Origin of the sequence: Streptosporangium sp. NPDC006930 (assembly GCF_040635605.1) — a bacterium.
Taxonomy (GTDB): Bacteria; Actinomycetota; Actinomycetes; order Streptosporangiales; family Streptosporangiaceae; genus Streptosporangium.
In genome coordinates, this window is sequence record NZ_JBEYID010000003.1 from 201,381 (window position 1) to 213,311 (window position 11,931).

An 11,931-nucleotide genomic window follows, 5' to 3' on the forward strand; every position below is an offset into this window, starting at 1 on the left:
GCGTGGTCCGCGACGTCGCCGTCCCGTGAGGTCAGGTTCTGCCTTGGCCGCTGCGCGCGGTCAGGGCGAGGTCCCGTACGACCTGGATCAGCTCGGCCGGGTCGAAGGGTTTCGTGAGGTAGGCGTCGACCCCGATTCCGAGGCCCCGCCGCTTGTCGTCCTCCTGTGCCCGCGCGGTGATCAGGACCACCTTGATATGGCTGGTCCCCTCGTCGCCCCGCAGCCTGGTGGCCGTCATCCAGCCGTCCAGCCTGGGCATCATGACGTCCAGAGTGATGACGTCGGGCATCACGTCCAGCACCCGATCCAGGCAGTCCTGCCCGTCGGAGGCCGTATCCACCTGGAACCCCTCCAGGGTCAGGTTGACCGCGATGAGCTGCCGGATGACGTCGTCATCGTCCACTACCAAGACCTTGCCCAGAACCTCTCCCACGGCGTGAGGCTAACTCCTCTCTCCCGTCCACGCGCGGCTTTCCGAAGATGTGTGCGCGTAGCTGTCACCGTGTGACGGGTTTTCCTCTCCTGCGCGAGGAACGACGGTCTGCTCTCTGTGGACACATCGCGGAGACCGGGAGAGCGGGGCGAAGCCTCGGGTATCGGCTGCGAGAGCCGGGGTGCGGCGCTTACCGGCCTTCTTCTCCGGTGAGCCAGGGTGCTGCGGCGCCTACCGGCCTTCTTCTCCGGTGAGCCATGCCAGCAGGGCGAACCCGTGCCGGTCCACCGAGACCGAGGTCGCGGACATGACGACCACGCCGGTCCCCGCCGCACGGTCGACTCCGGTCCACGTACGGAACCCGCCGGTGCCGCCGTTGTGCCAGGTGACATGGCGTTTGTCCACTTCGAGAGTGATCCACGCGGCGCCGATGCGTACCGCCGAGCCGGAGAAATCCGCCACGGGGTCGAGGGCCGCGATGCCGGGGGCCGTGCCGTCGAGCAGCGCGGACGTCAGCCGCGCCATGTCCTCGATCGACGCCCGGATGCCACCGGCCGGTCCGATCGCCTCGCCCGTCCACGGCTGCTGCGTCCGTCCCGACCTGTTCCTGCCGATGACTGCGCCGGGAAGCAGTTCGTCCGGGGTCGCGGGGACGTAGAACACGTTGAGCCCCAAGGGCTCGGCGACCCGCTTGTGAACGAGATCGCGGTAACTCGTCCCGGCCGCGCGTGCGATCGCGTGGCCGAGTAGCTCGTAGCCGAAGTTGGAGTATCGGGGTCTCGGTTTGCCGACTCTCACCCCCTGAGCCTGGGTGAGGAGCTGCTCAAGGTTCTCACCGTAGGGATTCGTCCCGTACCGCCACAGCGCGAAGGTTCGCCGCCACGGCGCCGCCGTCCTGGGCAGCCTCGGCAGGCCGGAACGGTGCGTGCTGACCGATGCCAGCGTCACCCCCGCCACCTGCGTCCCGTCGAGCGGCAGGAACTCGCCGAGGGTCGACGCCGGGCCGATCTCTCCGCGCGCGAGCGCGTCGGCGTAGAGCAGGCCTGTGACCCCCTTCGAGATCGAGCCGATCTCGAAATCCGCATTGAGGGACGCGTCCAGGCTCGCCACCGTCACTCCCCTGGGGGACACCGTCGCGACCGCGATCACGGGGTGCCGGTCACCCACGAGATCACGGAGCCGCGCCGCGAGAGTTTCGTCACCGTACGAGGTCGTTGATCGCCTGTCGTCCATTCGTCAACCATAATTGACGCACATCCTGGCGGCAATAGATATACGAACTTGCGGCTACAGAATGCGCACCGGTTGCCTGGGTTAACCTTCGCGCTATCCATTCGAATATTAAGGGAGAGAGTATTCTCTTAATGAACGGTCAAGCTTCGTAGGCTGCGAAGTTTCCTTTCTCGGCGAAGGGCTGGGTGCTTGGAGGAGGGAATTGGGTGTCGGTGACGAGCAGTCGACTGTTCAGTTAGATTTCTCCGCTGCGGATGCCTGTCAGGAAGTTTTTCCAGGCGGTCGGGGAGAAGGTCGGCGCGGGGCCGGACGGGTCCTTGCTGTCGCGGACGGCGACGAGGCCGGGCAGGTTGGTGGCCACCTCGACGCAGTCGTTGCCAGTGCCCGAGTAGCTGCTCTTGCGGAACTCGGCACCGAACAGGTCAGGGGAGATCATGTTCGCTCCTCACCGCGACGAGGAAGGCCGCGGATTCCTCGAAGGACGGCTCCGATTGTTTCGGTGAAAAATCTAGTTGAAGCCGTTCCACCTCAGCTGGGGATGGCGAAGGTGTAGGACCAGACGAAGCGGCTCGCCGCGTGTACACCTCGGGCGTATTCGACCACGTGGCCGTCGGCCGTACGGGTGACGCGACACAGTTCGACGACGGGTTCGCCAGGTGGAAGGTCGAGGAGCAGGGCCTCGTCAGCGGTCGGCATCCGAGCGCGAAGATCTTCGGTGATCTCGTGCGGGGAGAGCCCTTTATCGGCCAACACCCGAAATCCGCCGCCCTGTCCGGCAATTCCCGGTGAGGGGTCGACCAGGGGCGTTCCCTCGACATCGGCCGGGCGATAGTACGAGGTCATCGTGTGGGTGGGGTTGCCCTCTCGGGTCACGACGCGAGCCCGCTCGTACACCGGTGCCCCGACCTCGACGCCGAGCGCGGCAGCGACAGATTCGTCAGCGGCGACTATGGACACTTCCTGTGTCTGGTGCCCTTGTTGCTGAGTGGTGTCGCTCTCCGGGACCTCGGTGGCGAATGCCTGGACAGTGGTCTGTTCCCAGCGATGACGCGCGTACCGCTCCGGACCAAGTCGCCGGATCGGGTGCGACTCACGTACGTAGGCGCCGGAGCCGTGTCGGGTGGTCACCAGCCCTTCCGTCTTGAGCAGGATCAACACCTTGCCCGCAGTGGTGCGGGATACCTCGTAGCGCTCGGCGAGATCTCGGACAGAAGGCAGTTTTTCACCTGGTAGCAGGCGTCCTGCCGCGATATCAGCCCGCAGATCGGTCGCTATACGCCGTGCGGGCGAATCCGAATCCATGTGCACGTACATCACCATGCCCAAAGTGTCGTAGGCCATTTTCTTAACGGCTGACCTTGGCATCCCCTGGCGTCAAGTGTCGTACGACACTCTGCGGCAGGCCTGGCCGACACTGGAACACACCGGACAGGCCGTTGATCAGAAAGGCTCTCCGGCCCGTGACCAATCCTGGCGTTCCGGTGCTCAACCGGCTGGAGAAGAGCGGCTGCGGCTGTTTCGCCGAGGCGCCGCCGCTGCCGATGGGGTGTGCGACCTGCGGGCATGCCCCCTACGCGCACGGCTGCCCTGATCGGCCCGCCGATCACGAGTACGTCCAGCCCTCCGGTGACCTGCTGGAGGTCCGGCTGCGGGTCCGTCGTACCGGAGACCGCTCCCTGCCGTGCTTCGAGCCCGTCCCCGCGGCCTCGGCTGCCGTGATCCCCGTTCAGCGGTCCGCCGAGGTGGTCGCGTCGGTATCCGTTCGGCGGTGTGCCGGGTCGGACCCGGTTGAGGGGGGTGCGGCGACAACCGAGCGGTGTCGTCCCGAGCGGAGCCCGGCCGCCGAACGGCTCGTACCGGTGTCGTCGCCTCGGCGGAGGTCCTGTCGCCCGCGCCCGGCGTCGCCGTCAGGGACCGCTCTCACCGGGCCGCCCCGGCTCGGGGGTGGACGCCACCTGGTGTCCCGCTTCGGGCGAAGAACCACCTGCGCACTGAACCGCTCAGCGGTCACTCCGTCTTCGTGCCGGTCACCTGGCCGGTACGGCGAACCCCTCCATTTCATGAGGCAGGCCCGCCCCACGCTACCAACGACCGGGCGGGCCCTTGATCGGATCGAGGTCCAATCAGCGACAGATGGTAGTTCCACCCATCCAGAGCCCACCAGTGGTTCCACGGCGACGATTCCCGGCTGGCGGTTGATCCTCAGCGACGCCGGACGGCTGTGGGCCAGCCGCGCAGAGCCCTTCTCCCTGGCGGCCACCCACGCCGGGGCCGAGCGGACCGTCGACGCCGACGACCTGCAGGCGTTGCGGGCCGAGACCGACCGCCAGGAGACCTTCGCCCGGGAGGCGGACGAGCAGGCAGCGGAGGAGGAGCAGGCGGCACGCGAACAGCGGACGCGGCAGGCTCCTGCCCCGGACGAGAGGGAACCGCAGATGCGAGAGCGACAGGCGTCGGAGCGGGAGCAGGCCGGGCAGGTGATCTCATGATCCGCCGCTGTCTGTCCGCCGCCCGGGGGCGTCACCGCGACGGCCAGGCCGTCATCGCGGTCCCGTGCTACACCTGGGACCACGAGGCCCGCGCCCAGGCCGCGATGCTGCAGGCCACCCGCCCAGGCTGGTCGGTGCTCTACGGCACCGGAAGCCGCCTGTTCCACGCCATCGCCACCTGGCCCACCCCCGAACCCCTCATCATCTGCGACCGGACCTTCGAGGGGTTGAAGACCCAGATGTACGAGGCCGAAACGGCCGTCCTCCACCGCTGGGCGCTCACCTCCAGCTCGGTCAACATCGGCCACTTCTGACGAACGGGCACGGCGGCCCCATCCCTTCCCCGGTCCCGGGGCCGCCGTGCCGTCCACGACCTACCGCGCGAGGACGAAACCGCGGTGCGTCACGCGGGTCGCCCGCCCGGCCCGCCTGCGCCCTCCAGGGGTCGGCGTTCCAGTCGGTGATCCGGGCGCGGATGTTCTTCTCCAGAGCCCGGACGCTCTTATGGGCGCCGCAGCGGATCTTCTGTTCGGTCAGGTAGCCCGAAGCCTGCCGTCTGAAATCGATGTTCACGTTCATGGGGAATTTCCGCATGGCAGTAGGTAGAGCACGAGCCGACGCCGATAACATGTCGCCGAGGTCGGGGTCGGCCATCTATGTTGCAGCCCATGGCGAATATCTCCATGACGGATCGGTGCGACTGCGGTGCGACGGCCGGCCCACTGGGCATGTGCATGGACTATTACCACGGGATCCTGGCCGAGGAGCAGTCGGATCCGCAGATGTACAAGTGGCACGAGCCTGTGGTCATGACGTACCTTCTGCAGCATCCTTCCAGAGCTCATGAGAAATACCTCGACGGTCAGTTTCGCCAGTTGCAGCTCTACGTGGAGCATGGCCTTGACGCGCTGCTCCGCCTGTCGGCTCATCAGGTGGCACGAAACAACCACCGGGTACGGCTGGGCTACGACATGACACTGTTGGCGGCATACGCGCCGCTCCCGAAGGATGAACCTTCCGGCTTTCGCGCCTCGTTCAGCGGGTTGCCGTTCAGGGACGGCAGTTTTGTGTTTGACGGACATCTGGCGTACGGGGATCACATCAAAGCCATCGCCGAAGCGACGGTGGAGTCCTGGAGATCCGTTCAGAGCTGATGCTCGAAGGCCGGTGTGAGTATATCCATGCCGAGTGCTTCAGCCGCTCTTGCCGATATCGAGTTGTTGTCGCTGCCAATGGCTTTGCCGACCGAGCACGGGCTCGGCCCTGTCGTTATCCAGGGCCACCCTGGGAGTCGACGTGCGCATATGAAAATGCGACGGGAGTGCTACCCGGTGAACGTTCGTGGCCACCCCGCCAAAGACCTTCAAGGGGTAGACATATACGGCCTGACCTGGACGTGAGTCGGTAACCGGTCGTATGGCCACGGCGTACCGACCGGCCCTGTGTCCGGGATCAGCTGTTCGCCGTCAAGGCCCCGCGTGCGGCGGTGAGGATCTCCTCGGAGAGAGGGGAGCCCTTGGTGGCCCGGGCTAGGACGAGTGCGCCGAGCATCGTTGACAGCCGGGCGAGGCCGTCCTGGTCTTCGGTGGCGAGCCGCTCGGCGAAGTCGCTCACGCCCTCGGCGTAGACGCGGTGGGCCTCGCGATCACCGAGCTCCCGTGCCATGTCGGTGGCGAGCCCGGCGACGGGGCAACCGTCCGCGGGGTTGTCGCGGTGTTCGATGGAGAGATAGGTGTCGATCAACGCCTGCTGGGCGGCGTGCGACTCCGGTCCTGTCGTGCGGCGCCGGCCGAACTCGTCGAAGGCGTGGGCGGTGGCCTCGTCGACGAGCGCCTCCTTGGAGGCGAACTGCTTGTAGAAGCCGCCGTGGGTCAGACCGCACTCCTTCATGAGGTCGGCGACGCTGACCTGCGTGCCTCGTTCGCGGAACAGCCGGGAGGCGGCTTCCACGACCCGCTTGCGGTTCTCCTGTGCTTGCGCCTGCGACACGCGGCCCATCGGCCACCTCTCAAGTTGGATGTTGGTTGACATCTATCTTACCCTTTGGTTTAGATTATAGGTGTAATCTAATTTCAGGACTCGGTCATCGGAACCGTCCACGACGCTGGGAGCAAGCATGGAACTGAAGGACGCGGTAGCAGTGGTCACCGGCGCCAACCGGGGGTTGGGTCGCCAGCTGGTCATCCAGCTCCTGGAGCGTGGAGCGAAGGTCTACGCGGCGGCCCGCCGCCCTGAGAGCGTGGACATAGCCGGTGCTATCCCGCTCCGCCTGGACGTGACCGACGAGGAGTCGATCCGAACCTCGGCCCGCGTCGCCTCCGACGCGACGCTGCTGGTGAACAATGCCGGGATCTTCACCGGCACCCCCCTGGTCGCCGGTGACCTGGACTCGGTGCGGTCGGAGATGGAGACGAACTTCTTCGGGCCGCTCGCCGTGACGCGGGCCTTCGCCCCGGTCATCGAGAGCAATGGCGGCGGCGCCGTGCTCAACGTCCTGTCCGTGCTGTCCTGGCTGCACCCGGCCGGTTCCGGGGCCTATTCGGCGGCCAAGGCCGCCGCGTGGGCACAGAGCAACGCGGTCCGCGAGGAACTGGCTCCCCGGGGCATCTCCGTCTCGGCGCTGCACGTCGGGTACATGGACACCGACATGGCCGCCGACGTTCCCGCCGAGCGGAAAACCGACCCGGCCGAGGTCGCGGCCCAGGCCCTGGACGCCATCGAGAAGGGCCTTCCCGAAATCCTCGCCGACGAGATCACCCGGCAGGTCAAGCAGAACCTGGCCGCGACGCCGACGCCGGTCTGAGACGTAGCCCGCGGCGCCCGTTACGCGTTGTCCCTGGTGGCATCACTCGGAACCCGGCCTCTTACCAGGCGCTGTCAGGGTCCATGTCGAGCTCGCACGCCCGGTCTGGTTCAGTGGTGGCGAGTCAACGGGTCGCGGGGCCGGTCCCGGAGCTCTCCGGGTCTCGTCAGGGGAGGCCGTACCGCTGCTTGATCATTTTGGCCTCCTCCTCGCTCACCTGGAGGGGGGTGACGGCCAAGGTCCTTCGCAGGTCGGAGATGATCTTCTCGCCCGCGCCCCGGACCCGAGTGCGGTGCTGAACGAGCTGGGCGTCGAACTTCTTGGCGGCCGGTCCTGTCCACACCCTGCCTTCGTGGAAGTCCCGGTACGGGGGCTCGATACCGCTCTCGATCTCCTGGACCAGCGGCTCGACCGTTCGGAGGGCCTCCCCCAACGCCGCGTGGAGCGGATTGGGCACCAGCTTGGCCATCAGATCAGTCCTTCTTCGGAGTGGGGGACTTCGGTGTCGGGGACGGCGCGCTGGCGTCGGTGAGCAGCTTGGGGGCGATCAGCTTCATGAGCGCAAGCACATCGGCGGCGTTGTCCCGCCCCTCGGCGCCGATCTCCAACTGAATGTTGATCTCCGCCTTGCTTCGCACCAGTGTGGAAAATGCAGCGTTGTCTTCGCCGCTGGCCCGTTTGAAGTAGTAGCCGGTGACCCCGGGAAGGATCTCCGGCAAGGGTGTGGCACCGCCTTCGATCTGCTCCTCGACCGGCCCCGGATGTCCTCCCGGCGTGAGGTCGACCAGCAGCACATTTAGCTTCTCGCCCTCTCGCTGGGAGATCACACAGCTTCCAATGCCAAGGCCTCCAGCAGCGGTGAGATCGAATGAGCCGCGAGCCTGGGGATTGCGTACCCCCGTCATCAGCTCAACCGCCTTCAACGGAATGTGATCGCAGATATACGGCGGAGCGGCCTCTGTCGGCAACGGATTACGATTGACCTCAGCCTCCTTGCCCTGGCATGCCGTTGACATGGTCAGAACAAAAGCCAGTGCGGCCATTACGGTGAGCGAGTTTTTCATCATTATTGGTATGGGGCGAAACCATAAGAGAAGCCCTGGTCTAGGAGAGTCGAAGTCTCACGCCAAGGTTTTCCTGATAGCCCCCCGTAAAGCCAGCGATCGTAGGCCTCAACTCGTCGATACTGGTCTGTGCTGTTTGTCGCCGTTTTGTCGATCATCTCGTCCATGGTCATAAAAGTTCGACCGTCATCCTTGAGGAAGTTGTTGGGGTTGTCACGAGGGTCATCCCCCTTCTTTAGGCCCTCTAGACTGGCCCAGGGGTGGTTTCGGTCGGCAGGTTCGGCGGAACCGAAGAGTCCGTTTTTGAGCATGGCCTGAGCAGTGAGATCGTGCACGAGTCCGCGGGTCTTGTCGACGGCAGCATTGGCATCAATGCGGGCGTTGTCCTCCGCGTTGCCCTTTGCTGTTTCCTCCACCATTCCGCTCCAGGCTCCAACGAGATCGGCGGGGATTGACCAGGCATTCAACGGTGGGAGGGCGAAACCGGTATTGACCGCCGCCATGAGCAGCTTCATGTTGCGCTGCTGGGTCTCGTCCAGATCCTTGCCTTCCTCGATCTTCGCTAACCCTGCCGCATCAGTGATCATTCCGAAACCTGACCCGATCCTTTTCGCGCTGGCTAGAAGTGTTTCGCCACTCCGTCCAGCAGCTATCTCCGCAGCTCCGTGATCAAGGAGAAAACTGGTGAACGCAGTCTGAGCGGTCAGAACAGGGGTAAATGCTTTAGAATCCGCGAACGCCTCCTTCATCACTTGACGAAGCTCTCCCTTGTTGAACTGGGCGCCCCAGGGGTCCGGTCCGGGTGTGCCAGGATTGTCGATTCCCGCGACTCCTGGGGCGACGGTGTTGTCACCCGCCTGAGTGGCGCGGTTGATGTCGCTGATGTAGCCGGCCAGGATGCTTCCCATCGCGGCGGGGCTCACCGGAGAGTCGGGGGATTTGCCGTCCTTGATCCGTACGGCTTCCAGGTGAACGAGCTCCGAGGCGAGTTTGGCGGACAGGAAGCCGCGTGACGGGTTCTGCGGTGAGCCGTCGTGGTCGCGGAAGACGAGCGTCGCGGCCTTCAGGGCCGCGCCAAGGGCCACGCCGTCGTCGCTCAGGCCCCGCTCGGTCATGAAGCGTTTCAGCATGGTCGGGTCACCCGCGAAGAAGTCCTGGGCCGCTGCGGGATCACGGCTGAGCCCTTCCAGCAGGGTGGCCATGACCCGCGGATCCAGTGGCCTTTCGCGATCGATGGACTCGATCTTCCTGGCGGTGGCGAGGAGGAAGGCAGTGCTGAAGGTGCCGTGTTTGAGGGCCAGTGTGGCGGCGTAGCCCTTCTCCCATCCGACATAACCTCCCTTCGGGGCGGCGTCGAGGTCGGACAGGAGTTCCTTCCACCAGGCGTCGCCCAAGCGTGGGGTCGCCGTACCCAGGGTTTTTCCGAGGGTGGCCTGCAGGCGCTTCGCTTTCTTGTCGTCCTTGCGCTTCGCGGTCTCGACCATCAACTGGCGGAATCTCACCGTGCCCAGCGTGTTCATCAGCGCGGCGGCGAACGTCGCGTCCCCCGTCCGCTTCTCCAGCCCTTTCAGGAGTTTCTCGTCTATTTCGCCGTCTTTGACGGTCTTGCCGAGGCCGAGGGTCGCGGCATAGATGTCCGGGTTGTGACCGGCCTTGCCGTACAGCGCCTCGTCGAAGGCGGCAAGCCCGCTGGGTGTCTCGGTAGCGGCACCCCACTCGGTGAGCTTGGTGCTGATCGTCTCGTTGCGACGTCGCAGGTCGGGGCGGCTGGTCTCGATCCAGCTCTGCATCTCTCGCAGCGCGCCCAGTCCCGAGGCGTCCAGGTCGAACCGTTGCAGGGTGCGGCGGATCTGCGGTTCGTTGCGTCCGAGTGCGTCCTGCGCCCGGCCGAGCCCTCGCTCGAAGTCGTTCATCCGCTCGGGGTCGATCCCCGAGTACTCGCCGTTCACGCTCGGCGCCGGAGTCGCCGGGGCTCTGTGCGGTGCGGGGGAGGGGACAGCGGGAGCGGGTTGAGCGGTGCCGGTCGGCTGGGTGGTGTCGGTCGGTGGGGAGGGAGGCCGCAGTTCAGGGGCGGACTGGGGAGAGGGGGAGGGCGTGGGATACGGATGGGTCATGGGGGCGCTGGACTCCGGCTTGGTCCGTGAAGGTGACAGCTCCAGCGGACATGTTAATTTCAATCCATCTATCCCGTAAAGATATTTCCTAAAATGGACATAATTGATAATTGTGCCGCTTTGAAATAGGTGCCCAGTGAGTGCAAGTACTCACAGGTCCTCGGCTTGTGTCGCCGCTCGGACGGACTGTTTCACCATGCTCGGAGAGGTGGTGCTTCACGAGTTATCCCCAGAATCGGGTTCGGCTCGTTGGTGATCGCTTCATCCCGCTGATCCTGGGACCTCGATCCTTCATCGAGCCCAAGGAGGGCGTGCGTGATCACGGCACTCGTCACCGTCACCATCCTCTCGGCGGCCCTCGCGGGAAACTCCCCCTTTCCCGCGCCCCGCCTCTCCCCGGAAGCCTGCGAGACCTGGGGCCACCTCCTCTCCTTTCCTCCGGTCGCCCCGCCGGACGGCACCCACCACCGGCTATCGGAGGAGGATTTCCTGCCGGAGAAGATTCGCACCGCTCTCGCCGCCATCTGCGCGCCCTGGGCCTCGCTCTCACCGGATGCGGGTGGCGGCCGATCGACATCCGCGCAGGGTCCCTTCCCTGCCTCGGCTTCGAATCCGGGCCTGGCCTCGGTGCTGGGTGTGGTCGGCGAATGGCCGCCCGAGTTCCCGGGAGCGGATGCCGGCTCCACTGACCCTTCCGGTCCGGAGGCGGGAGGGGCAGTGGAGCCGGTGGCCGACTCAAGTGACAGGGGAGACGCCTCGACCTCCTGGATGAATCCGGCATCTTGGGTGGGACTGAGAGATCCCCGGACCTCCTCCCGACCAGAGTCCTCCCGGTCGGAGTCCTCCCGGTCGCGAGCCAAACGGCCGCAGCGCCTTTCCGAGGGACGAAAAACGCCCTCCGATCGCGGGGTGGTGTCCTCACATGGGGCGGTGCCCCCACGCGGAGCGGCGTCTTCCCGTGGGGCGGCGCCCCCGCGTGGGGTGGCGTCCTCCCGGGGGAAGGCCCTCTCCGGTGGGCGGGCACCTTCGAGAGGGAGAGCGGTGTCCTCGCGCGAAGGTGCCCAGGGCCTGCGGGGCCGCATCGCGGCCGTCGCCGCGCTCCGCCAGGTCGGCAGGCCGTACGTCTGGGGCGGCGGTTCGAGCGCGGGTCCGACCGGCGGGGGCTTCGACTGCTCCGGACTCGCCCTGCACGCCTGGGCCAGGGCGGGAGCCAGGCTCACCCACTACACCGGCACCCAGTTCAGACAGGGCCGCCGAGTGGCCTTCTCCCGGCTCCGCTCGGGAGACCTGGTCTTCTTCGGCGGAGGTGGCGGAGACCCCACCCACGTGGGCGTCTACGTCAAAGGCGGCGTCATGGTCCACGCCCCCAAGACCGGCGATGTCGTCAGGACGATCGACTTCACCGCCTCGCCCTACTATCTCTCCCGCTACCGAGGCGCAGTCCGCCCTATTCCGCGCTGACTCACCTCGTCCGGCCTACCTCATCCGTCCCATCTCGCGCCGAATTGCTCCGTCCGGCCTGCCTCATCCGTCCCATCCCGCGCTGACTCGCCCCGTCCGCCCCGCCTCGTCCGCTCCACTGCGCGCCGACTCGCCCCGTCCGGCCCAGGCCGCACTCGATTCGCCTCCGTCTCGGAGATCACTCGCCTGCCCAACCGAGTGTCGGTTCCCCCCAGGATGCTGGTAATGTAATCACGCGTTGGCCCCCTTAGCTCAGGGGATAGAGCACCGGCCTCCGGAGCCGGGAGCGCAAGTTCGAATCTTGCAGGGGGCACCAGCGATCCATCAGAGGGAA

13 protein-coding genes and 1 tRNA gene are annotated in these 11,931 nt (G+C 66.1%); 6 read left to right on the plus strand and 8 right to left on the minus strand.

Annotated features, from left to right (window positions below; all coding sequences use genetic code 11):
- Positions 1-31: 31 nt before the first annotated feature.
- The 4 genes from ABZ664_RS07305 to ABZ664_RS07320 all read right to left on the minus strand — a co-directional run bounded on the left by ABZ664_RS07305 (position 32) and on the right by ABZ664_RS07320 (position 3,007).
- A complete protein-coding gene (locus tag ABZ664_RS07305) occupies positions 32-433 on the minus strand; it encodes a response regulator (RefSeq protein WP_362504377.1) in 402 nt (133 codons plus the stop codon).
- Positions 434-664: 231 nt separating this feature from the next.
- Positions 665-1,666: a serine hydrolase domain-containing protein gene (locus tag ABZ664_RS07310; RefSeq protein WP_362504380.1), complete on the minus strand. Its 1,002-nt coding sequence runs from the start codon at positions 1,664-1,666 to the stop codon at positions 665-667.
- Between the two features lie 235 nt (positions 1,667-1,901).
- On the minus strand, positions 1,902-2,102 hold the full coding sequence (locus ABZ664_RS07315; protein ID WP_362504383.1) for a DUF397 domain-containing protein: 201 nt from the start codon (positions 2,100-2,102) through the stop codon (positions 1,902-1,904).
- Positions 2,103-2,194: 92 nt separating this feature from the next.
- The gene (locus tag ABZ664_RS07320) at positions 2,195-3,007 is read right to left on the minus strand and encodes a GntR family transcriptional regulator (RefSeq protein WP_362504386.1); all 813 of its coding nucleotides are present in this window, start codon (positions 3,005-3,007) and stop codon (positions 2,195-2,197) included.
- Positions 3,008-3,861: 854 nt separating this feature from the next.
- Here ABZ664_RS07320 and ABZ664_RS07325 point away from each other — a divergent pair.
- The 3 genes from ABZ664_RS07325 (at position 3,862) to ABZ664_RS07335 (ending at position 5,309) form a co-directional block, all read left to right on the plus strand.
- Positions 3,862-4,155, plus strand: a complete 294-nt coding sequence (locus ABZ664_RS07325; protein ID WP_362504389.1) for a hypothetical protein — start codon at positions 3,862-3,864, stop codon at positions 4,153-4,155.
- Positions 4,152-4,469 carry a hypothetical protein gene (locus ABZ664_RS07330; RefSeq protein WP_362504392.1) on the plus strand — a complete coding sequence of 106 codons (318 nt, stop codon included), beginning with the start codon at positions 4,152-4,154 and terminating at the stop codon, positions 4,467-4,469. Before ABZ664_RS07325 ends, ABZ664_RS07330 begins: the two co-directional genes overlap by 4 nt.
- A 354-nt stretch (positions 4,470-4,823) precedes the next feature.
- Positions 4,824-5,309, plus strand: coding sequence for a DUF5946 family protein (locus ABZ664_RS07335; RefSeq protein ID WP_362504395.1), 486 nt, complete (start codon positions 4,824-4,826; stop codon positions 5,307-5,309).
- 298 nt (positions 5,310-5,607) lie between these two features.
- Here ABZ664_RS07335 and ABZ664_RS07340 read toward each other — a convergent pair whose 3' ends face one another.
- Positions 5,608-6,186 (minus strand): TetR/AcrR family transcriptional regulator, encoded by a 579-nt coding sequence (locus ABZ664_RS07340; RefSeq protein ID WP_362504398.1) that lies wholly within the window; start codon positions 6,184-6,186, stop codon positions 5,608-5,610.
- An 85-nt stretch (positions 6,187-6,271) separates the two neighbouring features.
- Between ABZ664_RS07340 and ABZ664_RS07345 the strand changes: the two genes are divergently transcribed.
- Positions 6,272-6,958 carry an SDR family oxidoreductase gene (locus tag ABZ664_RS07345; RefSeq protein ID WP_362504402.1) on the plus strand — a complete coding sequence of 229 codons (687 nt, stop codon included), beginning with the start codon at positions 6,272-6,274 and terminating at the stop codon, positions 6,956-6,958.
- Positions 6,959-7,124: 166 nt separating this feature from the next.
- On the opposite strand, the gene ABZ664_RS07350 is transcribed toward ABZ664_RS07345, so the two are convergent.
- From ABZ664_RS07350 to ABZ664_RS07360, 3 genes are read right to left on the minus strand one after another with little or no spacing between them, the layout of a single operon-like run.
- The gene (locus ABZ664_RS07350) at positions 7,125-7,427 is read right to left on the minus strand and encodes a hypothetical protein (protein ID WP_350948481.1); all 303 of its coding nucleotides are present in this window, start codon (positions 7,425-7,427) and stop codon (positions 7,125-7,127) included.
- Between the two features lie 4 nt (positions 7,428-7,431).
- Positions 7,432-8,025, minus strand: coding sequence for a hypothetical protein (locus ABZ664_RS07355; RefSeq protein ID WP_362504405.1), 594 nt, complete (start codon positions 8,023-8,025; stop codon positions 7,432-7,434).
- Positions 8,025-9,971: a hypothetical protein gene (locus ABZ664_RS07360; protein WP_362504408.1), complete on the minus strand. Its 1,947-nt coding sequence runs from the start codon at positions 9,969-9,971 to the stop codon at positions 8,025-8,027. Before ABZ664_RS07360 ends, ABZ664_RS07355 begins: the two co-directional genes overlap by 1 nt.
- 1,206 nt (positions 9,972-11,177) lie before the next feature.
- Here ABZ664_RS07360 and ABZ664_RS07365 point away from each other — a divergent pair.
- Positions 11,178-11,597: a C40 family peptidase gene (locus ABZ664_RS07365; RefSeq protein WP_362504411.1), complete on the plus strand. Its 420-nt coding sequence runs from the start codon at positions 11,178-11,180 to the stop codon at positions 11,595-11,597.
- 241 nt (positions 11,598-11,838) lie between these two features.
- Positions 11,839-11,913: transfer RNA gene (locus ABZ664_RS07370), tRNA-Arg, on the plus strand.
- Positions 11,914-11,931 lie beyond the last annotated feature (18 nt).

Excerpts from the sequence above, each read along its gene's own strand:
- ABZ664_RS07340 (WP_362504398.1), bottom strand. The coding sequence starts at position 6,186 with ATGTCAACCAACATCCAACTTGAGAGGTGGCCGATGGGCCGCGTGTCG.
- ABZ664_RS07330 (WP_362504392.1), top strand. The coding sequence starts at position 4,152 with ATGATCCGCCGCTGTCTGTCCGCCGCCCGGGGGCGTCACCGCGACGGC.
- ABZ664_RS07355 (WP_362504405.1), bottom strand. The coding sequence starts at position 8,025 with ATGATGAAAAACTCGCTCACCGTAATGGCCGCACTGGCTTTTGTTCTG.
- ABZ664_RS07335 (WP_362504395.1), top strand. The coding sequence starts at position 4,824 with ATGGCGAATATCTCCATGACGGATCGGTGCGACTGCGGTGCGACGGCC.
- ABZ664_RS07350 (WP_350948481.1), bottom strand. The coding sequence starts at position 7,427 with ATGGCCAAGCTGGTGCCCAATCCGCTCCACGCGGCGTTGGGGGAGGCC.
- ABZ664_RS07345 (WP_362504402.1), top strand. The coding sequence starts at position 6,272 with ATGGAACTGAAGGACGCGGTAGCAGTGGTCACCGGCGCCAACCGGGGG.
- ABZ664_RS07310 (WP_362504380.1), bottom strand. The coding sequence starts at position 1,666 with ATGGACGACAGGCGATCAACGACCTCGTACGGTGACGAAACTCTCGCG.
- ABZ664_RS07315 (WP_362504383.1), bottom strand. The coding sequence starts at position 2,102 with ATGATCTCCCCTGACCTGTTCGGTGCCGAGTTCCGCAAGAGCAGCTAC.
- ABZ664_RS07320 (WP_362504386.1), bottom strand. The coding sequence starts at position 3,007 with ATGGCCTACGACACTTTGGGCATGGTGATGTACGTGCACATGGATTCG.